General features: G+C 60.0%; 17 protein-coding genes and 6 tRNA genes. 8 read left to right on the forward strand and 15 right to left on the reverse strand.

What is annotated here, in order from left to right:
* Positions 1-64 precede the first annotated feature (64 nt).
* Both rapA and rluA read left to right on the forward strand, forming a co-directional pair.
* Positions 65-2932, forward strand: coding sequence for an RNA polymerase-associated protein RapA (gene rapA, locus I6L49_RS13525; RefSeq protein ID WP_216949731.1), 2868 nt, complete (start codon positions 65-67; stop codon positions 2930-2932).
* A gap of 115 nt (positions 2933-3047) precedes the next feature.
* Positions 3048-3704: a bifunctional tRNA pseudouridine(32) synthase/23S rRNA pseudouridine(746) synthase RluA gene (gene rluA, locus I6L49_RS13530; protein ID WP_076495860.1), complete on the forward strand. Its 657-nt coding sequence runs from the start codon at positions 3048-3050 to the stop codon at positions 3702-3704.
* A gap of 60 nt (positions 3705-3764) precedes the next feature.
* On the opposite strand, the gene I6L49_RS13535 is transcribed toward rluA, so the two are convergent.
* The 5 genes from I6L49_RS13535 to treR all read right to left on the reverse strand — a co-directional run bounded on the left by I6L49_RS13535 (position 3765) and on the right by treR (position 8976).
* Positions 3765-3953 (reverse strand): hypothetical protein, encoded by a 189-nt coding sequence (locus tag I6L49_RS13535; RefSeq protein ID WP_005336040.1) that lies wholly within the window; start codon positions 3951-3953, stop codon positions 3765-3767.
* A 120-nt stretch (positions 3954-4073) separates the two neighbouring features.
* Positions 4074-4673 (reverse strand): sugar O-acetyltransferase, encoded by a 600-nt coding sequence (locus tag I6L49_RS13540; RefSeq protein WP_216949732.1) that lies wholly within the window; start codon positions 4671-4673, stop codon positions 4074-4076.
* Between the two features lie 3 nt (positions 4674-4676).
* Positions 4677-6338, reverse strand: a complete 1662-nt coding sequence (gene treC / locus I6L49_RS13545; protein ID WP_216949733.1) for an alpha,alpha-phosphotrehalase — start codon at positions 6336-6338, stop codon at positions 4677-4679.
* A 67-nt stretch (positions 6339-6405) separates the two neighbouring features.
* Positions 6406-7836: a PTS trehalose transporter subunit IIBC gene (gene treB / locus I6L49_RS13550; RefSeq protein ID WP_042033278.1), complete on the reverse strand. Its 1431-nt coding sequence runs from the start codon at positions 7834-7836 to the stop codon at positions 6406-6408.
* Positions 7837-8028: 192 nt separating this feature from the next.
* A complete protein-coding gene (treR, locus tag I6L49_RS13555; RefSeq protein ID WP_216949734.1) occupies positions 8029-8976 on the reverse strand; it encodes a trehalose operon repressor TreR in 948 nt (315 codons plus the stop codon).
* 137 nt (positions 8977-9113) lie between these two features.
* Between treR and I6L49_RS13560 the strand changes: the two genes are divergently transcribed.
* The 6 genes from I6L49_RS13560 to pbpG all read left to right on the forward strand — a co-directional run bounded on the left by I6L49_RS13560 (position 9114) and on the right by pbpG (position 14819).
* Positions 9114-10064 carry an AEC family transporter gene (locus I6L49_RS13560; protein WP_216949735.1) on the forward strand — a complete coding sequence of 317 codons (951 nt, stop codon included), beginning with the start codon at positions 9114-9116 and terminating at the stop codon, positions 10062-10064.
* 164 nt (positions 10065-10228) lie between these two features.
* Positions 10229-10423 (forward strand): heavy-metal-associated domain-containing protein, encoded by a 195-nt coding sequence (locus I6L49_RS13565; RefSeq protein ID WP_005336048.1) that lies wholly within the window; start codon positions 10229-10231, stop codon positions 10421-10423.
* Between the two features lie 130 nt (positions 10424-10553).
* Entirely contained in the window at positions 10554-11612 is a 1059-nt protein-coding gene (gene ansB / locus I6L49_RS13570; RefSeq protein WP_216949736.1) for an L-asparaginase 2, read from the forward strand.
* A 243-nt stretch (positions 11613-11855) separates the two neighbouring features.
* A complete protein-coding gene (locus I6L49_RS13575) occupies positions 11856-13148 on the forward strand; it encodes a hemolysin family protein (protein WP_216949737.1) in 1293 nt (430 codons plus the stop codon).
* 18 nt (positions 13149-13166) lie between these two features.
* Positions 13167-13832 (forward strand): DedA family protein, encoded by a 666-nt coding sequence (locus I6L49_RS13580; RefSeq protein ID WP_005343012.1) that lies wholly within the window; start codon positions 13167-13169, stop codon positions 13830-13832.
* Between the two features lie 159 nt (positions 13833-13991).
* The gene (gene pbpG, locus I6L49_RS13585; RefSeq protein ID WP_216949738.1) at positions 13992-14819 is read left to right on the forward strand and encodes a D-alanyl-D-alanine endopeptidase; all 828 of its coding nucleotides are present in this window, start codon (positions 13992-13994) and stop codon (positions 14817-14819) included.
* Positions 14820-15163: 344 nt separating this feature from the next.
* On the opposite strand, the gene I6L49_RS13590 is transcribed toward pbpG, so the two are convergent.
* The 10 genes from I6L49_RS13590 to I6L49_RS13635 all read right to left on the reverse strand — a co-directional run bounded on the left by I6L49_RS13590 (position 15164) and on the right by I6L49_RS13635 (position 21012).
* Positions 15164-15240 (reverse strand) — tRNA-Arg (locus tag I6L49_RS13590).
* 28 nt (positions 15241-15268) lie between these two features.
* A tRNA-Arg gene (locus I6L49_RS13595) sits at positions 15269-15345 on the reverse strand.
* 25 nt (positions 15346-15370) lie between these two features.
* A tRNA-Arg gene (locus tag I6L49_RS13600) sits at positions 15371-15447 on the reverse strand.
* 25 nt (positions 15448-15472) lie between these two features.
* Positions 15473-15549, reverse strand: a tRNA-Arg gene (locus I6L49_RS13605).
* Between the two features lie 100 nt (positions 15550-15649).
* A tRNA-Arg gene (locus I6L49_RS13610) sits at positions 15650-15726 on the reverse strand.
* A gap of 3 nt (positions 15727-15729) precedes the next feature.
* Positions 15730-15822, reverse strand: a tRNA-Ser gene (locus tag I6L49_RS13615).
* A 213-nt stretch (positions 15823-16035) separates the two neighbouring features.
* Positions 16036-16224: a carbon storage regulator CsrA gene (gene csrA, locus I6L49_RS13620; protein ID WP_005336053.1), complete on the reverse strand. Its 189-nt coding sequence runs from the start codon at positions 16222-16224 to the stop codon at positions 16036-16038.
* A gap of 103 nt (positions 16225-16327) precedes the next feature.
* Entirely contained in the window at positions 16328-17566 is a 1239-nt protein-coding gene (locus I6L49_RS13625; protein WP_005336054.1) for an aspartate kinase, read from the reverse strand.
* Positions 17567-17582: 16 nt separating this feature from the next.
* Positions 17583-20207, reverse strand: a complete 2625-nt coding sequence (gene alaS / locus I6L49_RS13630) for an alanine--tRNA ligase (protein WP_216949739.1) — start codon at positions 20205-20207, stop codon at positions 17583-17585.
* Between the two features lie 295 nt (positions 20208-20502).
* Positions 20503-21012: a regulatory protein RecX gene (locus tag I6L49_RS13635; protein ID WP_216951653.1), complete on the reverse strand. Its 510-nt coding sequence runs from the start codon at positions 21010-21012 to the stop codon at positions 20503-20505.
* Positions 21013-21028: the final 16 nt, after the last annotated feature.

Here is a 21028-nt window from a genome sequence, read left to right on the forward strand (position 1 = left end):
TCACGCCTTCGGGTAACATAGCGCCCCTTTGCGATTCACACACTCTTGGGCTTTGGAGAGTTTAATGCCTTTTGCACTTGGCCAGCGTTGGATTAGTGATACAGAGACGGATCTGGGGTTGGGGACTGTCGTTGCTGTTGAAGGACGCATGGTTACCCTGTTGTTTCCGGCTACCGGTGAAAACCGCATGTATGCCAAAGAAGAGGCGCCGGTGACCCGGGTCAGCTTCAATGTGGGCGATCAGATCACCAGTCACGAAGACTGGACCATGACGGTCGAAGAAGTGCAGGAGAAAGACGGCCTGCTTATATATGTAGGTGTGCGCACCGACAATGATGAGCCCGTTGCCCTCAAGGAAGTGTTTCTCAACAACTTTATCAAGTTCAACAAGCCGCAGGATCGCCTGTTCGCCGGTCAGATCGATCGGATGTCCCGCTTCACCCTGCGCTACGAGGCGCTGGTCAACCAGCACCAGCGTCGTCGCAACCCGACTCGCGGTCTGGCCGGTGGCCGGGTCAGCCTGATCCCGCACCAGCTCTATATTGCCCATGAAGTGGGTCACCGCTACGCCCCGCGCGTACTGCTGGCCGATGAAGTGGGTCTGGGCAAGACCATCGAAGCGGGCATGATCATTCATCAGCAGCTGCTCTCCGGCCGCGCCCATCGTGTGCTCATTCTGCTGCCCGAAACGCTCCAGCATCAGTGGCTGGTCGAAATGCTGCGCCGCTTCAACCTGCACTTCTCCCTGTTTGACGAGGAGCGCTGCATCGAGGCATTCGCCGATGCGGAGAACCCCTTCGAGACCGAACAGCTGGTGATCTGCAGCCTCGACTTCCTTCGCAAGAAGCGTCGTCGCTTCGAACAAGTGCTGGAAGCCGAGTGGGATCTGCTGGTTGTCGACGAAGCCCATCATCTGGAGTGGAGTGAGGAAGCGCCAAGCCGCGCCTACGAAATGGTGGAAGCGTTGGCCGAACAGGTGCCGGGCGTACTGCTGCTGACCGCCACCCCGGATCAGCTGGGCCACCAGAGCCACTTTGCCCGTCTGCGTCTGCTCGACCCGGAACGTTTCTACGACTACGATGCCTTCCTCGCCGAGGAGCAAGCCTACGGTCAGGTCGCCAGCGCAGCGCAAGAGCTGCTGGATGGCGAGACCCTGAGCGATGAAGCTAAAAGAATCCTTGCCAGCCAGCTGGAAGGGCTGGACTTGAGCGATGCAACCGCCCGCCAGCAGGCGGTCGCCAAGCTGCTGGATCAGCATGGCACCGGCCGGGTGCTGTTCCGTAACAGCCGCGCCAATATTCAGGGCTTCCCCGAGCGTCACCTCAACGTCTACCCCATGCCGCTGCCGGAGCAGTACAAGACTGCCATCAAGGTGATGGGCATGATGGGTGGTAACGGTGGCGATCTGCAGACCCGTGCCCTGCGCTACCTCTATCCCGAGAAGATCTTCCAGCAGTTCGAAGGCGACAACGCCACCTGGACCCAGTTCGACCCGCGCGTAGAATGGTTGCTGGAGCTGCTGCTCTCAGCCCGTCAGCAGAAGGTGCTGGTGATCTGCTCCGAAGCGGCCACCGCCATCGCGCTGGAAGAGGCGCTGCGTACCCGTGAAGGGATCCGTGGAGCAGTGTTCCACGAAGGGATGTCGATCCTCGAGCGGGACAAGGCCTCCGCCTATTTCGCCCAGCAAGAGGGTGGCGCCCAGGTGCTGCTCTGCTCCGAGATCGGCTCAGAGGGTCGCAACTTCCAGTTTGCCAGCCATCTGGTGCTGTTCGATCTGCCCCTCAACCCAGATCTGCTGGAACAGCGGATCGGCCGACTGGATCGTATCGGTCAGCAGAATACCGTCGAGATCCACGTTCCCTATCTGGAAGGGACTGCCCAGCGCGCCCTGCAGCTCTGGTATCACGATGGTCTGGACGCGTTCGAGCAGACCTGCCCGACGGCCCGCCCGGTATTCGAAGCGGTACGTGAAGAGCTGTTCGAGCTGCTGGCCGCCAACACCGGCGATCAGGCAGCCCTCGACGCCCTGCTGGTCAAGACCCGCGAACTGCACGAGCCGCTCAAGGCTCGGCTGGAGCAGGGCCGCGATCGCCTGCTGGAGATCCACTCCAGCGGTGGCGCCACTGCCCAGCAGCTGGTCGACAAGCTGGCCGCCGAAGATGACGACACTGGCATGATCTCCTTCGCTCTCAAGATGTTCGACGAGATCGGCGTCAATCAGGATGACCGTGGCGAGAACGCGCTGGTGCTGACCCCAGGGGATCACATGCTGGTCTCCAGCTTCCCGGGCCTGCCGCAAGACGGCATGACCATCACCTTCGATCGCAACACTGCCCTGTCGCGCGATGACATGGCGCTGCTCTCCTGGGATCACCCCATGATGCGCGGCGGTATCGACCTGATCCTGGGCTCCGAGATCGGTGCCACCTCGGTCGCACTGCTCAAGAACAAGGCGCTGCCCATCGGCTCCATCCTGCTTGAGCTGATCTTCGTTGCCGAGTCTGCGGCCCATCCCCAGCTCTACCGCTTCATGCCGCCGACGCCGATCCGTCTGCTGATGGACAAAAACGGCCAGAATCTGGGTGAGAAAGTGGCGTTCGATGCCTTCAACCGCCAGCTGACTCCGGTCAATCGCCACCTCGGCAGCAAGCTGGTGACTGCGTCCCAACCGGTGATCCACGGTCTGATTGGCAAGGGCCAGGCCATTGCCGAAGAGCTGAAAGCCGGGATTGTCGACAAGGCCCGCGCCCAGATGGCGCAGACCCTGCAGCAGGATCTGGATCGTCTGGAAGCGCTCAAGGCAGTCAACCCGAACGTGCGCGACAGCGAACTGGATTATCTGCGCAATCTGCAGGCAGAATTGCACCACCTGATCGATCAGACCCAACTCAAGCTGGATGCCATCCGCTTTATCGTGGTCACCCATAACTGACAAGGTACCGACCGACAGCGGCCAGACCCAGCTCAAACTGGATACCCAAGGTCGCTTTGTCGTGGTTACCCATAACTGATGGGGGCTTGCCCCCACCCTCTGATGCGAGACATTTATGTTTGAATACTCACCGCCTCTGGAACCCTGGCTCGATATCCTGTTCAAGGACAAGGACATCATGGTGGTCAACAAGCCCACTGGCCTGCTAAGCGTCCCCGGGCGCGGCCCCGAGAATGAAGACAGCGTCCTGCATCGGGTGAAGCAGCAGCACCCCAAGGCGGCGGCGGCTCATCGCCTCGACATGTCCACCACTGGCGTCATTGTCATTCCCCTCAATCCCAACTCTCATCGGGAGCTGAGCCGACAATTTCGCGAGCGGGAGACCGAGAAGCACTACCTCGCCTGGGTGTGGGGTGAGCCGGAAGCAGAGTCGGGACAGGTTGACCTGCCGCTCTGCGTCGACTGGCCAAACCGCCCGAAACAGAAGGTGGACCACGAGGAGGGGCGTCACGCTCTGACCCTGTGGGAAAAGCTGAAAGTGGAGAACGGCAACAGCCTGATCAAGCTGACCCCCATCACAGGTCGCTCGCACCAGTTGCGCGTCCATATGCTGGAGCTGGGGCATCCGATCCTGGGTGACAACCTCTATGCTCATCCGGATGCGCTGGCGGCGGCACCCCATCTCTACCTGCATGCGGCCAGTCTGACCATCAGCCACCCCCGTAGTGGCGAGCGGATGACCTTCGAGGCGCCGGCTCCTTTCCCGGTCTGATCCCGCAAATCGCAGAGATAAAAAAGCCCCCATCGCGAGATGGGGGCTTTTTCATTAGGGTCAGACGCGAATATCGATCTTGCTTCCCAGAGAAGCGCTGGCCGATGTCGGTGCAACCGGCGCTGATTGCGCTGCGTTTTGCAGCAGCTTCAGCGCAGCTTCGCCCTCTTGGGTCTGCTGTTTCTTGGCCAGACTGGCCGTCATCAGAGCAGAACCAAACGACGCATTTGCAGAACTTGATATATCCATAGGGTTCCTCCTGCACTCAACAGTATCGACCAAGCGGCCCCGAACATAAGCACTGAATGCAAAACAATCTGAAAGTTGCTTTTCTATCAATCAGATAGCAATAGCATTCATGGTCCCTGTTCACCGCTGGATGACGCCTTCAAGCTCCTGTGCCGTCATCGGCCGAAGCACCTTGCAAGGGTTGCCAGCCGCCACCACGTTGGCGGGCACATCTTTGGTCACCACCGAACCGGCACCGATGACGCTGTTGTCACCGATGGTGACACCGGGACAGATGACTGTGCTGCCACCAATCCAGACGTTGTGGCCGATCCGTACCGGCTTGCCGAACTCGACACCCCTGATGCGCGGCGCCACCGCCACCGGGTGAGCGGCGGTGTAGATCTGCACCCCGGGCGCCAGCAGCACGTTGTCGCCGATGTGCACCTCACAGACGTCGAGGATGGTGCAACCCACGTTGGCGTAGAAGTTCTCGCCGACGAAGATGTTGGCGCCATAGTCGCAGAAGAACGGCGGATTGATGGCGCACTCGTTGCCACGTCCACCGAGCAGCTCGTGCAACAAAGCATCCCGCGCCGGTTTCTCCTGCCAGCTGGTATTGAAGGTGTGATAGAGCTTGCGGCAGCGCTCGCGCGCCGCTTTCAGCTCAGGGTCAGCCGCATCATAAGGCTCCCCCGCCACCATCTTCTGCCACTCGGCACCACGCACCACCTTCTCCATTACCTACTCCATCAGCCAGATCAGGGATTCATAAGGGCGCAGCATACCCGATTGCGGTTGGGCCGGGCTATCCGGGTAGTTGCCGAGCAGCAGCCGACCCTTCCCGCTTTGCAGCTCGGCAGGCAAAGTAAACTCAACCGGCTCGCCGTAGAAGTTGCTCACAACCAGCAGGATCTGACCGTTGGCGCGGCGGGCATAGGCCCAGATCTGCGGGTGCCCGGTCAGCAGCTCCTGATAATCCCCCTGCGTGAAGATGGGGTGCGCCTTGCGCAGGGCGATGAGATCCCGGTAGTGCCAGAACACCGAGTGCTGGTCGGCCAGCGCCGCCTCGGCATTGATCTCGGAATAGTTGGCGGCTGGCTTGAGCCAGGGTGTCCCGTTGGTAAAACCGGCGTTGGCCGCAGCGCTCCACTGCATCGGGGTGCGCGAGTTGTCGCGGGACTTGGCACCGAGAATGGCGAGGATCTCGGCCTCGCTCATCCCTTCGGCCTGCTTGATGGCAAAGATGTTGCGGCTCTCCACATCCTGATAGTCATCGATGCGCTGATAGCCGGGGTTGGTCATGCCGATCTCCTCCCCCTGATAGATGTAGGGGGTGCCCTGCAAACCGTGCAGAGTGCTGGCCAGCATCTTGGCGGCCACAACCCGATGCTCGCCCTCGTCACCGAAGCGGGAGACGATGCGCGGCTGATCGTGGTTGCACCAGAACAGCGCCGACCACCCCTTGCCGTGCATGCCACTCTGCCAGTGGTTGAAGATGCGCTTGAGTCCGAGGAAATCGAACGGTGCCTTGGTCCACTTGTCGCCGTTGGGGTAATCCACCTTCAGATGGTGGAAATTGAACACCATGGAGAGCTCGGAGCCATCGAGCGCGCCATAGCGCTGGCAGTGCTCCAGCGAAGTAGAGGACATCTCCCCCACCGTCATGGCTCCCACCGGGGCAAACACGTCGCGGCTCACGTCCTGCAGGAATTCGTGGATGCGCGGCCCGTCGGTATAGAAGCGGCGGCCATCGCCAATCTCGTCGTTCGGGAACGCCTGATCCTTGGAGATAAGGTTGATGACGTCGAGGCGGAACCCATCCACCCCCTTCTTGGCCCAGAAGTGGATGATGTTTTTGACCTCGGCGCGCACCGCCGGATTTTCCCAGTTGAGATCCGCCTGCTCGCGGGCAAACAAGTGCAGGTAGTACTGACCGGTGGCTGAGTCCAACTCCCAGGCGCTGCCACCAAACTTGGATTGCCAGTTGTTGGGCACGCCGCCATCCACCGGATCGCGCCAGATGTAGTAGTCGCGGTAGGGGCTGTTTTTATCCCCCAGCGCCGACTTGAACCAGGTGTGCTCGGTGGAGGTGTGGTTGACCACGATATCCATCACGATGCGGATGTCGCGCGCGTGGGCGGCAGCCAGCAGCGCCTCGAAGTCGGCCATGGTGCCGTAGGCGGGGTCGATGGCGTAGTAGTCGGCGATGTCGTAGCCGTTGTCCACCTGCGGCGAGACGTAAACCGGGGTCAGCCAGAGGGCATCGACCCCCAGCGTCTTGAGGTAATCGAGGCGGGCCATGATCCCCTTGAGATCGCCGGTGCCACGGGCGCCCGAATCCTGAAAGCTCTTGGGATAGATCTGGTAAATCACGGCGCTCTGCCACCAGGGTGTTTGGCTCATGGCTCTTTCTCTTGTCACAAATTGAAATGGGAGAGGGCGACCCGTCTGGTCGCCCTGACAATCAGATTCAGGCGCTGGCTTCGGCCAGCTTGCCGGCCGCTTGCTGGCGCTTGTAGACCAGCAGAGTCAGCACCACCGGCACCACGATGGCGACCAGCATGGCGAGGGAGTAAACGGCCCAGTATTGCGGCTGGATGGAGAGGATGCCCGGCAGGCCGCCTACTCCGATGCCGTTGGCCATCACCCCGGCGAAACCGCAGATGAGGGCCGCAAGGCTGGAGCCCACCATGGCGCACAGCATGGGAAACTTGTACTTGAGGTTGATACCGTACATCGCCGGTTCGGTCACCCCGAGATAGGCGGAGATGGCGGCAGGCACCGAGATCTCCCGTTCGTTCTCCTTGCGGCTAATCAGAATGATGCCGACGACCGCAGAAGCCTGAGCGATATTGGAGAGGGCGATCAGCGGCCAAATCGGGGTGCCACCCATGCTCTGCATCAGTTGCAGATCCACCGCGTTGGTGGTGTGGTGGATGCCGGTGATGACCAGCGGCGCGTAGAGGAATCCGAACAGGGCGGCACCGATAGGGGCGAAGGAGCCGGTCATGGCGGCCTTGGCAGCGAAGCCGACGCCCTCACCAATCCAGCGACCGAACGGGCCGATAAAGGCGTGAGCCACGATCACCGCCAGCAGCAGAGAAACGAACGGCACAATCACTAGGTAGAGATAGGCCGGAATGATCCGCTTGAGGTTGGTCTCTACCCAGGCGAGGAACACGCCCGCCAGCAGCGCCGGAATGACCTGCGCCTGATAACCCACCTTCTGGATCACGAACAGGCCGAAGTCCCACACCTCGGGAGTCTGCTGGCCGATGCCGTAGGCGTTCATCAACTGTGGCGACACCAGCGTGATACCGAGCACGATACCGAGGATCTCGGAGCCGCCCATCTTCTTCACTGCAGACCAGCAGACGCCCACCGGCAGGAAGTGGAAAATCGCTTCGCCCAGCAGCCAGAGGAAGGCGTGCACCTGAGCCCAGAACTGGCTGATCTCGGTGAGGGTGTGAGTGCCATCGTCGAACATCTTGATGTCGCCGATGACGTTGCGAAAGCCCAGGATCAAACCACCTGTGATGATGGCAGGCAGCAGCGGCACGAAGATCTCCGCCAGATGGGAGATGCCCCGCTCCAGCGGATTCATGTTCTGGCGCGCCGCCTGCTTGGCGGCCTCCTTGCTGCCACCGCTGACGCCGAGCTGCTCGGTCAGCGCCTTGTACCACTGCTCTACCTCGTTACCGATCACCACCTGGAACTGACCGCCCTGAGTGAAGCTTCCCTTCACGGCCGGGATGGTTTCGATGGCCTTGCTGTCGGCCTTGGCCGGATCGTTCAGGACGAAGCGCAATCGGGTCAGGCAGTGGCTGACGGTGGCGATGTTCTCCTTGCCACCGATCTTGTCGATCAGGGTGGCAAGCTGCTGTGCGTTGATCTTGGACATGGGTCTTCCCTCTGTGACGCCATTGAATAGTGGTCTGCATCGCCCTTGCGAGCCACTCTTTGGGCTCGAGCGTTTTTGGTATCGTTCCCATTTAGCATGCCGACAATCTTGCCAGTTCAAAATGGGAACGTTCCCAATTCGTGGCCAGCGTCACAAAAAGCGCGTTTTTTGTTCAGTCCGGAGTGATGGGGGTCACAGGGTACGGCAGGGGGCTATGGTCGCCAGCGGCGGCTGCTCCTGCTCGATCTGGCCGAGCAGCTGCCGCGCCGCCTGCTCCCCCGCTCCCTTGTAACCGAGATCCAGAGTGAGGGCGTTGGGAAAGAGGAAGGTGAACATGGGGTTGTTGCCAAGGCCGGTCACCAGCACCTCGCTACGCCCTTGTTCTTGCAGATATTTTGCCGCGCCGATGGCGAGGGTGTCGCTGGCGCAGACCAGCGCGCCGGTAGTCGGAGTGAGCAGCTCCGCAGCCAACCGGTAGCCGCTCTGCAGGCTGAGATCGCCGAGGGCGCTGCGCGCCGCCAGCCCCTGCTCGGCGCAGTAGCCGAGGTAGGCGTCGAGCCGGCGCTGGCCGGTAGTGAGGTCGGCAGTATCCACCCCCAGATAGGCGATGTCGCGGATACCGCGGGCAGCGAGCTGGCCCAGCATGGTGCGCACCGCCCCGGCATCGTCAAAACAGACCGAGGAGAAACCGGGATATTCGCGGGCAACCAGCACCAGCTTATCCCTGAGCGGCGCCATGGCGGCATAGTCGAGATCGTTGAAGGCAAACAGGATGATGCCATCCACTCCGCGCCGCTCCAGCACCGCCAGATGCTCCAGCACCTTGGCGGGAGAGAACTTGCTCTCCATCAGCACGGCGTCGTAGCCGCGCTGGTAGAGGGTCTCCAGCATGCCGCGCACTGCCTGATTCTCCGAGCTGGAGTCGAGCCGCGAGACGATGATCCCCACCACCTGCTGGCTCTGGCTGCGCATGGCCCGCGCCGACTTGCTCGGCACGAAGCCGTGCTCGGCGATGATCTGCTCCACCCGCTCGCGGGTCTCCTGCTTCACCTTGGGATCCTGATTGAGCACCCGGGAGACAGTCGACTTGCCGACCCCCGAGAGGCGGGCGATATCGAGGATGGTCAGTTTCTTGTCCATGGATTGACTCACTGGGGCTTGGCGCAGGCGGTGGAAATTGCCCACATTGTTGTGATTAACCCCTGTGAATACAAGCCCATGGCGTTAGAATGCCCTTTTTGCCCCGCTTCGGACGGCGCATCAGGAGGACGCCCACCATGGATCTGCTGGCCAGTCTGCTCTTCTCCCTCTCCATCACAGGCCCCATCTGCGTGATCCTGCTGCTCGGCATCTGGCTCAAACGGCTGGGGCTGCTGCCGGAGCCCTTCACCGAATCCGCCTCCCGGCTGGTGTTTCAGGTCACCCTGCCCGCCCTGCTCTTTCTCAGCATTCTTGGCACCAACTTCGCCACCATGCCGAGCCCCTGGTTTATCGGTTACGGCCTGCTCGCCACCGTCGCCAGCTATCTGGTGCTGGAGCTGCTGGCGGGCCGCTTTATCGGCGAGCAGCGACTGCGCGGCATCTTCGTGCAGGGGAGTTTTCGCGGCAACAGCGCCATCATAGGGCTCGCCTACGTGCAAAACGCCTATGGCCACGAGGGGCTGGGGGCGGCAGCGCTCTACGTCGGCGCGGTCACCGTGCTCTACAACATCCTCGCGGTTATCACCCTCACCCGCAGCCTCGGCGGCGCCACCGGCATCCGCCCCATTCTGCTCGGCATCATCAAGAATCCATTGATCATCGCCATTGTGGCGGCGCTGCCCTTTACCCTGCTCGGTATCAAGATGCCGCAACTGCTGCTCACCACCGGCAGCTACTTCGCCAACATGACGTTGCCGCTGGCGCTGCTCTGCACCGGCGCCTCTCTCAGCCTCGATGCCCTGCGTGGTGGTGCAGCCATTGCGGGCTGGGCCAGCATCATGCGGCTCTGTCTCATTCCGGCTGCGTTCACTCTGGGGGCGGCCCTGCTCGGCTTCAGCCATCTGGAGCTGGGCATTCTTTTTCTCATCAGCGCTACCCCGACTGCCGCCGCCAGCTATGTGATGACCCGTGCCATGGGGGGCGACAGCGTGCTGGCCGCAAACATCATCGCCACCACCACCCTCGGTTCTCTGGTCACTACCAGCCTCGGGGCAACTCTGATGAATTATCTCGGTCTTATGTACTGACCCTGCCCGAGGAAACTGCCAACCTCATCGCCACCACGAACCTTGGCTCCCATACACCGGCAGGGAGCCATCCTGATGAACTATCTGGGTCTTATGTACTGACGGCTTGACCTTGCCGGAGGCGGCAGCTTTAGGCTGGCGCTCATCAACAAAGGAGATATCCCATGACCATCGAACTCACCGTGTCCGGCATGTCCTGCGGTGGCTGCGCCGCCAGTCTGCAAAAAGCGCTGCTGGCCCAGCCTGCGGTCATCACCGCAACCGTCGATTTCGCCAGCAGCAAGGCCGTTATCGAGAGCGAGCTGAGCAAGGCAGAACTGATCGCCCTGATCGAAGCCAAGGGTTTCTCTGCGAGTTAAATTATCTCCATATAGGTATAAAACAGGTTAAAAATCTGTACTCACCTGTCTTTTGGTGAGTTTTATCACAGACCCGGGTTATTAAACGGGCAAACTTGCTGCGATTATTCCAACCATAAGGATTTGCAGCATGACCCTACCGATCCGCAAGACCCTGCTCGCCGCCGTCGTTGGCCTGACCCTCTCCCCCATGGCGATGGCGCTGCCCAACGTCCATATTCTGGCAACCGGCGGCACCATTGCCGGGGCAGGCCAGTCGGCTACCCAGTCCAACTACAAGGCTGGCAAGGTGGCCATCGAGACGCTGATCGCCGCCGTGCCCGAGATGAAGAACGTGGCCGATGTGCAGGGAGAGCAGGTGGTGAAGATCGGCTCCCAGGACATGAACGACGAGGTTTGGCTCAAGCTGGCCAAACGGGTCAACGAGCTGCTGGCCAAGGATGACGTGGATGGCATCGTCATCACCCACGGCACCGACACCATGGAAGAGACCGCCTACTTCCTCAATCTGACCGTCAAGAGCGACAAGCCGGTGGTACTGGTCGGCGCCATGCGCCCCTCCACAGCCATGAGTGCCGATGGCCCGCTCAACCTCTACAACGCCGTGGTGACCGCCTCCGACCCCGCCTCCAAGGGCCGTGGCGTGATGGTGGCGATGAACGACACCGTGCTGGATGCCCGCGACGTCACCAAGACCAACACCACAGGCGTGCAGACCTTCGCCTCCCCCAACTTCGGCCCGCTGGGTTACATCCACAACGGCAAGATCGACTATCAGCGCAGCCCGGCCCGTCTGCACACCAGCAAGACGCCGTTTGACGTGAGCAAGCTCGACAAGCTGCCGCAAGTGGGCATCGTCTACAGCTACGCCAACGCCACCGACTTGCCGGCCAAGGCGATGGTGGATGCCAAGTTCGACGGCATCGTCAGCGCCGGGGTGGGTAACGGCAATCTCTACCACACCCTGTTCGATACCCTGGCCAAGGCGAGCAAGGATGGCATCCGCGTCGTACGCTCAGCCCGCGTGCCGACCGGCGCCACCACCCTGGATGCCGAGATCGATGATGCCAAGTACGGCTTCGTGGCCTCCGGCACTCTAAACCCGCAGAAGGCGCGGGTGCTGCTGATGCTCTCCCTGACCCAGAGCAAAGACCCGGCCCAGATCCAGCGCTGGTTCCAGCAGTTCTGACAACGGTTGCCTGACAAGTGACAAGCAAGGGCGGGACTTCCCGCCCTTTTCACTCCTGCAATGCTGCCTCGCCCATTACGCCGTTTGACGGGGTCGACCTTCCCTTTTCCGGCCATCTTTTTCAGCCATCCCAGAGCGCTGTCATCAAATTAGCGAGCCGGATCACCCGCTTTCACAAGCGCATCGCCGCCAAATTCATTACACTGCCAGCGATCTTATCCACTCAAGGAGTGCTGTTGCTGTATGGAAATATTGATCCTGCTGGGATTGATTTTGCTTAATGGCGTCTTCGCCATGTCAGAAATCGCCATCGTCACCGCACGCAAGGCTCGCCTCGGCAAGCTTGCCTCTGAAGGCAACCGCTCCGCCGCCATTGCCCTCAAACTGGGCGAAGACCCGACCCATTTTCTCTCTGCCGTCCAAATCGGCATTACCAGCATAGGTCTGCTCAACGGTATCTACGGGGAATCCCTGCTGGCCCAGCCCTTCTCCCTCTGGTTGCAAGAATGGGGGCTCCCCGCCAAGAGCAGTGGCCTGATCGCCACCGTCATAGTGGTGGTGGTGGTTACTTATCTCTCCATTGTGGTGGGGGAGCTGGTGCCCAAGCGGCTCGGTCAGCTCAATGCCGAGCGCATCGCCTGTCTGGTGGCCCGCCCCATGCACTGGCTCGCCACCCTGACCCGCCCCTTCGTCTGGCTGCTGTCGGCCTCCACCAATGCCAGCCTGCGGCTGCTGCGGGTCAACCAGAACGGCAGCGCCAACGTCACCGAGGAGGAGATCCACGCCATGCTGGTGGAAGGATCGGAAGCCGGGGTGATCGAGGATCATGAGCACACCATGCTGCGCAACGTCTTCCGTCTCGACGAGCGCAGCCTCTCCTCCCTGATGGTGCCGCGCAGCGATATCCGCTATCTGGATCTGGCGCTGCCGCTGGAGACCAACCTGCAGCGGCTGGTGGAGTATCGCCACAGCTATTTTCCGGTCTGCGACGGCAACCTGTCAGAATTGGTGGGTATCATCAATGTCAGCAAGGTGCTGCACGCCTATATCAAGGGGGAGCCCATCGATCTGGTTGCCCTGACCCAGGAGGGCAGCCTGCTGCCCGAGACCCTCAACGGCGTCGAGCTGCTCAACCACTTCCGCACCCACAGCGAACAGATGGCGCTGGTGGTGGATGAATATGGCGAGCTACAGGGGCTGGTCACCCAGCAGGATCTGCTGGAGGCGCTGGCGGGGGATTTCCAGCAGGAGGATGGCGAGGACAACTGGGCCTTCCGGCGCGCCGACGGCAGCTGGCTGCTCGATGGCCTGATCCCGTTGCCGGAGTTGAAGGATTGTCTGGAGCTGGTTCGTCTGCCAGAAGAAGAAAAACATCACTATCACACCCTCGGAGGGCTTATCATGCTGCTCCTTGGTCGTGTTCCACAAACCGGAGACCTGGTGACACTGGAACAGTGGCAACTGGAAATTGTTGACATGGATGGCCTGCGCATCGACAAGGTGCTCGCCATGCCCTTGACCGATCAACCCAGCTAACCTGCGGAGTTTGCAAGTATGGAGCAGTTTTACCAACTGGCTCACGCCTTTATGAATCACGATCTGAACACACTTTCCGATCCCAAGATGGCCTTCATGATCTGTGGTGTTATTCTGACGTTTCTGGTACTGGAAAACGGATTCATCCCTACCGCCTTTCTGCCCGGTGACAGCCTGCTGATCCTCACCGGCGTACTCATCTATCAGGATGTGTTGTCTCTCGGGGTGATCCCGCTGTTGATCATGGCTACCTTTGTCGGCACCTGGCTCGGTTACATGCAGGGGCGCTTTCTCGGCCACACCCAGCTCTACCATCGGCTGATGTCCCACGTGGAAGAGCGGCACCAACAGAAGGTCTACCACCTGCTGGACAAGTACGGGATCATCACCCTGATCACCGCGCGCTATATCGCCTTCGTACGCACCGCCTACCCCTACATCGTCGGTGCCACCGAGCTGCCCCAGGGGCGCTTTCTCATCGTCAATCTGATCAGCTCCATCATGTGGATCTGCCCGCTGGTCGGGTTTGGCTACTACCTGAGCCACACCAAGCTAGCCGCCGAATACCAGACCCAGTTCTTCAACATCATCATCTATCTGCCGGTGGCCCTGCTGGTGGGTGGCATGGTGGCACTGGTCTGGCGCTGGATCAGCAAACGCAGGGCCGCGCAGCCGCGGGATTGACCCCTCGCCCAACGCCCGACCCGAAAGCCCTCGCCAGAGGGCTTTTTTGATCGCCAATTTTGCGCAAATAGCAGAAATAGTCCCGCTCGGCCCTTGTAAAGCCGGGGTAAAAATGAGTGAATCTAGCGCCTTTTTTTGGATGGGAATGGAGTCGGTTGTATGTGGTGTCGGATTCGCGCAGCAGCGCTGGTTGTCGGGTTGATGGGAATGTTGGTATTGCCTGCGGTCAGCGCGGCACCCAACCCTGCCAAACTGGAAGTACGCTCGAGCAGCGCCCTGGTCGTGGATGTAAAAACGGGCAAGACGCTCTACCAGAAGAATGCCACCAAGGTGCGTCCCATCGCCTCCCTCACCAAGCTGATGACAGCGCTGGTGGTGCTGGATGCCAAGCAGAATCTCAACCAGACCATTACGGTCGACAAGAACGATCTGGATCGGGTCAAACACACCCACTCCCGCATCCGCATGGGCACCAAGGTGACCCGCCGCGACGCCCTGCATCTGGCGCTGATGTCCTCCGAAAACCGGATGGCCTCGGCACTGGCGCGTCACTATCCGGGCGGTCGCAGCGCCTTCGTGCGGGCCATGAACAACAAGGCCAGACAGCTGGGTATGCGTAATACCCACTTCTACGACTCCACCGGCCTCTCCACCCGCAACGTCTCTACCGCCCTGGATCTCGGCAAGCTGGCCGCCGCCGCCTATCGTCAGCCGCTGATCCGTCAGTTCACTCAGGATGAGAACCGGGAGATGCGCTTCAGCGCCCCCGCCTACAGCCTGATGTTCAACAACACCAACCCGCTGGTGAAAAACCCGGATTGGGACGTGCGCCTCTCCAAGACCGGCTTCACTGACGAAGCGGGTCGCTGTCTGGTGATGCGCGCCAAACCGGACAGCCGCGAGCTCGCCATCGTGCTGCTCAACTCGGTGGGCAAACGCACCCCCATCGGCGATGCCAACCGCATTCGCAAATGGCTGAAAAGCTGAGTAAATATCTCAACACAAAAGGATGCTGCGGCATCCTTTTTTATTGCATGCAGAACGCTTCAGCAGGCCTTGCAGGATGTTGATGAGCGAACCTTTAGTGATGAGTGGCCCGGCATCTGCCGTTGCAACAGCAGGTATACAAGGCGCCTATAGATGAGGCAAAGGGTGGTGAGGGGTTGCACCGTTCAGAAGAACTGTGAGCAATCACAGACAGGGGAAGAAATAAGGACAAGAACAGCCAGGTAAACGGGCGATCCACCCGCAACAGCGCACGGGGATCCGCACCAAAGAGTTAAATGTCGCCCATAAAAAAACAGCCCCGACCGAAGTCGAGGCTGTCTGTATGGTGCGCCCGAGAGGATTCGAACCTCTGACCACCTGGTTCGTAGCCAGGTACTCTATCCAGCTGAGCTACGGGCGCTCATAAACTTTTGGTACTGCTTGAAATATGGTGCGCCCGAGAGGATTCGAACCTCTGACCACCTGGTTCGTAGCCAGGTACTCTATCCAGCTGAGCTACGGGCGCTCATAAATCGTTGTGTCGTTTTAAATGGTGCGCCCGAGAGGATTCGAACCTCTGACCACCTGGTTCGTAGCCAGGTACTCTATCCAGCTGAGCTACGGGCGCTCATAAATCGTTGTGTCGTTTTAAATGGTGCGCCCGAGAGGATTCGAACCTCTGACCACCTGGTTCGTAGCCAGGTACTCTATCCAGCTGAGCTACGGGCGCCCTGCTTTAAAACGATAAAAAAAGCTTACTTATCAGTAAGCCTTTTCCAAAGTGTCGACTTGCTGATGGTCAACACATGACTCTTGCTTGAGTCGTAATATGGTGCGCCCGAGAGGATTCGAACCTCTGACCACCTGGTTCGTAGCCAGGTACTCTATCCAGCTGAGCTACGGGCGCAAATGGCGGAGAAGGGGGGATTCGAACCCCCGATGCGGGTATAAGCCGCATACTCCCTTAGCAGGGGAGCGCCTTCAGCCTCTCGGCCACCTCTCCGTTTGCGGGGCTGATAATACTTCACAGGGATTTTTAGTCAAACACTTTTTTGGAGAAAAAAGTGCGTTCGCTCAGCATTTGGCCAAAGCGTGGAATATTCAAACAATATCGGCACTTATCCCGCAGTTTCGCGCCCTGCAGGGCGATTTCAGAGGGCCGGAAAAACAAAAGGCGACACATGAGGTGTCGCCTTGTCACAGCCATGAAAGTGGCTTAGAAGCCCGGTTGGCCCGGAACTTTCTCGGCCTGGATGCGCTGGTAGATCTCTTCGCGGTGTACGGAGACCTCTTTCGGCGCGTTAACACCGATACGGACCTGGTTGCCTTTAACGCCCAGTACGGTGACAGTCACTTCATCACCAATCATCAGGGTTTCCCCAACACGACGAGTCAAAATAAGCATTCGCTTGCTCCTGTATCCTGTTTTGTTTTTATATCGATATGCGACATTATCTAACAAAGATACCGATATGGTAAATGGTTGAAACTAAATCAATCAGAGATTGTTAGCCCAAGGGCTGCTCTTGCGGTGCCTGATCCAACCCGAAAGCCGCGTGCAGGGCTCGCACCGCCAGCTCCAGATACTTCTCGTCAATCACCACAGAGATTTTGATTTCAGAGGTCGAGATCAACTGCATGTTGATCCCCTCCTCGCCCAATACCTTGAACATGGTGCGCGCAACACCGGGATGGTTCCACATGCCGACACCGACAATGGAAACCTTGGCAATTTCGCCATTTCCCTGCACGCAGGAGGCGCCAAGTTCGGTGGCGGTCTCCTCCAGCAGTGCCCGGGCGCGGCGATAGTCATCACGATTCACCGTGAAGGTGAAGTCGGCGGTGCCATCTCCCAGGGTGTTCTGCACAATCATGTCGACATCAATGTTGGCGTCGCTGATCGGATTCAGGATCTGCGCGGCAACGGTTGGTCTGTCCGGCACGCCCAGAATGGTCAGGCTGGCCTCGTTGCGGTTAAAAGCGATCCCGGATACCAGGGGAGCTTCCATCCTATCACCTCCATATGTGATTAAGGTTCCCTCTCCATCGATAAAGCTCGACAGCACCCGCAGCGGGACGCGGTACTTGCCCGCAAACTCCACCGAGCGGATCTGCAACACCTTGGCGCCGAGACTGGCCATCTCCAGCATCTCCTCGAAGGTGATGGTGTCGAGACGACGCGCCTTGGGCTCGATGCGCGGATCCGTGGTGTATACCCCATCCACATCGGTAAAGATCTGGCACTCATCGGCCTTGATGGCCGCCGCCACGGCAACCGCCGTGGTATCCGAACCGCCGCGGCCCAGCGTCGTGATGGCGTTATGCTCGTCACGGCCCTGGAAACCGGCGATCACCACCACCTTGCCCGCAGCCAGTTCGGCATGAACCAGTTCGGTGTCGATGTGGGTGATGCGCGCCTTGCCATAGGCGGAATCGGTATGAATCCGAACCTGATCACCGGTCATTGAGACCGCAGGACAACCGCGTTTGTTCAACGCGATCGCCAGCAGCGCTATGGTGACCTGCTCACCGGTGGAGACCAGTACATCCATCTCCCGCCGGTTGGCATCAGGATCCAGCTGCTGGGCCATGCCCAGCAGCCGGTTGGTTTCGCCTGACATGGCGGAGACAACCACCACCACGTCGTGTCCCTGGGCGCGGGTCTGCTCGACCCGCTCAGCTACCGCCTCGATCCGCTCCAGTGTGCCGACCGAGGTGCCGCCGTACTTCTGTACATAGAGTGCCACAGATCACCTCGCCCGATTACAGGCGCTCTTCCAGCCAGGAGTGAACGGATTGCAGCGCTGCCGGCACCGCCTCAGGCTGGGTACCACCCGCCTGTGCCATGTCCGGACGGCCACCGCCCTTGCCACCCACCTGCTGGGCAACCAGATTGACCAGCTCACCGGCCTTGACCTTGCCGGTCAGGTCGTTGGTGACACCGGCGATCAGGTTGACCTTGCCGTCGGAACAGGTGGCCAGCAGCACGACACCGGACTTCATCTGGTTCTTCAGTTCGTCCAGCATGCCGCGCAAGGATTTCGGATCGGCCCCTTCCAGCGCTGCAACCAGCACCTTCTGACCGTTGATCTCGATCACCTGACCCAGCAGGTCGTTACCGGCCTGAGCAGCCAGCTTGGCCTTGAGCTGCTCCAGCTCGCGCTCCATCATCTTGGCCTTGTCCAGCATCTGGCGAACCTTGTCGGCGATGCAGAACTGGTCACCTTTCACCAGTGCAGCAGCCTCTTCGATCTGCTCGCCAACCTGATGCATGAAGTCGATGGCGGCTTTGCCGGTCACCGCTTCGATACGGCGCACGCCAGCAGCGATACCGCTCTCGGCGATGATCTTGAAGAAGCCGATATCACCGGTGCGCTTGGCGTGAGTACCGCCGCACAGTTCGGTGGAGTAGTCGCCCATGCGCACCACGCGCACGTCGTCTTCATATTTTTCACCAAACAGCGCCATGGCACCGGCGGACTTGGCCGCTTCCAGATCCATCAGCTGGGTGGTGATTTCGTGGTTGGCGCGGATCTGGTTGTTGACCAGCTCCTCGACCCGGCGAATGGTCGCCATGGTCAGCCCCTCGAAGTGGGAGAAGTCGAAACGCATGCGCTCGGCCCCAACCAGAGAACCTTTCTGGGTGACATGCTCGCCCAGAGCCTGACGCAGGGCAGCGTGCAGCAGGTGAGTCACGGAGTGGTTCAGAGCGATGGCCTGACGACGGTCAGCGTCAACCACGGCTTCCACTTCGGCGCCCTTCTCCAGGGTGCCCAGCTCCATGTAACCCTTGTGGATGATCGCCTTGCCCGCTTTCAGGGTGTCGGTCACGGCAAAGATGCCGTCGTCCACTTTCAGGGTACCGCTGTCGCCAATCTGGCCGCCAGATTCGGCGTAGAAGGGGGTCTCTTCCAGCACGATGACAGCTTCGTCACCAGCGATGAGACCGCTCACCTCTTCCACACCCTTGTAGATACCGACAACGCGAGTGCGCTCGGTCAGGGTCTTGTAACCGGTGAAGGGGGTCTCGAAGTCGAGCTTGAGCATCTCGTTGTAGTTCACGCCGAAGCTGGAGGCCTCTTTGGCACGAGCACGCTGCTTTTCCATCTCGGCCTTGAAGCCCTCTTCGTCGATGCCGATCTCGCGCTCGCGCACCACGTCGGCAGTCAGGTCGGCCGGGAAGCCGTAAGTGTCATAGAGCTTGAACACCACCTCGCCCGGAATAACCTTGGCATCGCCCAGGTTGGCCAGAGCGTCTTCCAGCAGCAGCAGACCGCGATCCAGAGTGCGGACGAACTGCTCCTCTTCAATGCGCAGCACGCGCTCGACCAGCGGCAGCTGGGCGATCAGCTCGGCAGCGACATCCTTCATCTGCACTGCAAGCTCGGCAGCCAGTTTGTAGAAGAAGACATCGGTCGCGCCCAGCTTGCGACCGTGACGCACGGCGCGGCGGATGATGCGGCGCAGCACATAGCCACGGCCTTCGTTGGACGGCATCACGCCATCTGCCACCAGGAAGGCGCAGGAGCGGATGTGGTCAGCGATGACGCGCAGGGACTGGTTGCTCAGATCGGTAGTACCGACAATCTCGGCCGCTTTCTTGATCAGCGCCTGGAAGATGTCGATTTCGTAGTTGGAGTGCACACCCTGCATGATGGCGGAGATACGCTCCAGACCCATGCCGGTATCCACGGACGGACGTGGCAGCGGCTCCATGGTGCCGTCAACCTGACGGTTGAACTGCATGAAGACCACGTTCCAGATCTCGATGAAACGGTCGCCATCCTCTTCCGGTGAGCCGGGACGGCCGCCCCAGATGTGATCGCCGTGGTCATAGAAGATCTCGGTGCAGGGACCGCACGGGCCGGTATCGCCCATCGCCCAGAAGTTGTCGGAAGCGTAAGGGGCACCCTTGTTGTCACCGATGCGCACGATGCGATCGGCCGGGACACCAACCTCTTTTTCCCAGATATCGAAAGCTTCATCGTCAGTCGCGTAGACGGTCACCAGCAGGCGATCTTTCGGCAGCTGCAGCACCTCGGTCAGGAAGCCCCATGCAAACTTGATGGCATCCTGTTTGAAGTAGTCACCGAAGCTGAAGTTGCCCAGCATTTCAAAGAAGGTGTGGTGACGAGCGGTATAGCCGACGTTTTCCAGATCGTTGTGCTTACCACCGGCACGCACGCAACGCTGGGAAGTCGTCGCGCGATTGTAGGCACGCTTGTCTGCGCCAAGGAACACGTCCTTGAACTGGTTCATACCCGCGTTGGTAAACAACAGGGTAGGGTCGTTATGCGGTACCAGCGAGCTGGAGGAGACAACCTGGTGCCCCTGGGAACGGAAATACTCGAGAAACGCAGCGCGAATCTCTGACGTGGACATATACATGGAAAATCCTGCTTGATTCGAATACGGACTTTTAACCGCATTAATGTAAGTTTTCTGCGGGGTAAAGTAAAACGGACAGGGCCGCCACGGGCGAAAAAGCGCACATAAACGGGCCAGAAAAGAGCGGCACCGCCTACAGTGGCTTTTTCCACTGTCGAGAGGCAAAAAAGCAGCGCATAAAGAGAGATGAGATGAACAAAAGGCCGCTTTTTCGGGATTGTGCGCGCAAGCTACTGTACGGACAGGAAAAACCTGCCACAAGGAGAGGTGAAACGACGTTTGCCACGCAGTGGCGTTACTCTTCCTGCTCCTGCAGAGCAGAGATGGCGTAACGGGCCTGATCCTGGGTAAAGCCGCGCCCCAGCAGATACTTGAGCCACTTCATCCGCAGCTTGAAATCCGCCAGATCGGCCACCCGGGCGCGCCGTTCGAGCAGGGCAAACGCCAGTTCGAACCAGTCCAGCTCCGGCTGATCGAATGCGGCATCAATCTGCATATCGTCGAGCCCCTTGCGGCGCAGATCGAAGCGGATCTTGATGGGGCCATGGCCCTTGGCGGCACTGGCCCGTACAGCCATACCACCGTAACGTTCGTCATTGACCCAGTTGTAACCGCGGCAGTAGTCGACCACCGCCTCGATCACCTCTTCATTGAAGCCCTGCTGACGCAGCCGGTTGGCCAGCTCCGACTCGGCACTCTCGCGACGGGCCAGACTGCGCATGGCAAAGGCGCGGGCTGCGGTAAGCTGCTCTGCAAAGGTCGGTTCGGCAGGCTCGACCGGTTCGGTAACGGATTCATCAACCATCATAAATAACAAGGCC

Origin of the sequence: Aeromonas sp. FDAARGOS 1419 (assembly GCF_019047045.1) — a bacterium.
GTDB lineage: Bacteria > Pseudomonadota > Gammaproteobacteria > Enterobacterales > Aeromonadaceae > Aeromonas > Aeromonas veronii.

Bases quoted from the DNA above. Each gene is read 5' to 3' on its own strand.
- rapA (WP_216949731.1), top strand. From the start codon at position 65: ATGCCTTTTGCACTTGGCCAGCGTTGGATTAGTGATACAGAGACGGAT.
- rluA (WP_076495860.1), top strand. From the start codon at position 3,048: ATGTTTGAATACTCACCGCCTCTGGAACCCTGGCTCGATATCCTGTTC.
- I6L49_RS13535 (WP_005336040.1), bottom strand. From the start codon at position 3,953: ATGGATATATCAAGTTCTGCAAATGCGTCGTTTGGTTCTGCTCTGATG.
- I6L49_RS13540 (WP_216949732.1), bottom strand. From the start codon at position 4,673: ATGGAGAAGGTGGTGCGTGGTGCCGAGTGGCAGAAGATGGTGGCGGGG.
- treC (WP_216949733.1), bottom strand. From the start codon at position 6,338: ATGAGCCAAACACCCTGGTGGCAGAGCGCCGTGATTTACCAGATCTAT.
- treB (WP_042033278.1), bottom strand. From the start codon at position 7,836: ATGTCCAAGATCAACGCACAGCAGCTTGCCACCCTGATCGACAAGATC.
- treR (WP_216949734.1), bottom strand. From the start codon at position 8,976: ATGGACAAGAAACTGACCATCCTCGATATCGCCCGCCTCTCGGGGGTC.
- I6L49_RS13560 (WP_216949735.1), top strand. From the start codon at position 9,114: ATGGATCTGCTGGCCAGTCTGCTCTTCTCCCTCTCCATCACAGGCCCC.
- I6L49_RS13565 (WP_005336048.1), top strand. From the start codon at position 10,229: ATGACCATCGAACTCACCGTGTCCGGCATGTCCTGCGGTGGCTGCGCC.
- ansB (WP_216949736.1), top strand. From the start codon at position 10,554: ATGACCCTACCGATCCGCAAGACCCTGCTCGCCGCCGTCGTTGGCCTG.
- I6L49_RS13575 (WP_216949737.1), top strand. From the start codon at position 11,856: ATGGAAATATTGATCCTGCTGGGATTGATTTTGCTTAATGGCGTCTTC.
- I6L49_RS13580 (WP_005343012.1), top strand. From the start codon at position 13,167: ATGGAGCAGTTTTACCAACTGGCTCACGCCTTTATGAATCACGATCTG.
- pbpG (WP_216949738.1), top strand. From the start codon at position 13,992: ATGTGGTGTCGGATTCGCGCAGCAGCGCTGGTTGTCGGGTTGATGGGA.
- csrA (WP_005336053.1), bottom strand. From the start codon at position 16,224: ATGCTTATTTTGACTCGTCGTGTTGGGGAAACCCTGATGATTGGTGAT.
- alaS (WP_216949739.1), bottom strand. From the start codon at position 20,207: ATGTATATGTCCACGTCAGAGATTCGCGCTGCGTTTCTCGAGTATTTC.
- I6L49_RS13635 (WP_216951653.1), bottom strand. From the start codon at position 21,012: ATGGTTGATGAATCCGTTACCGAACCGGTCGAGCCTGCCGAACCGACC.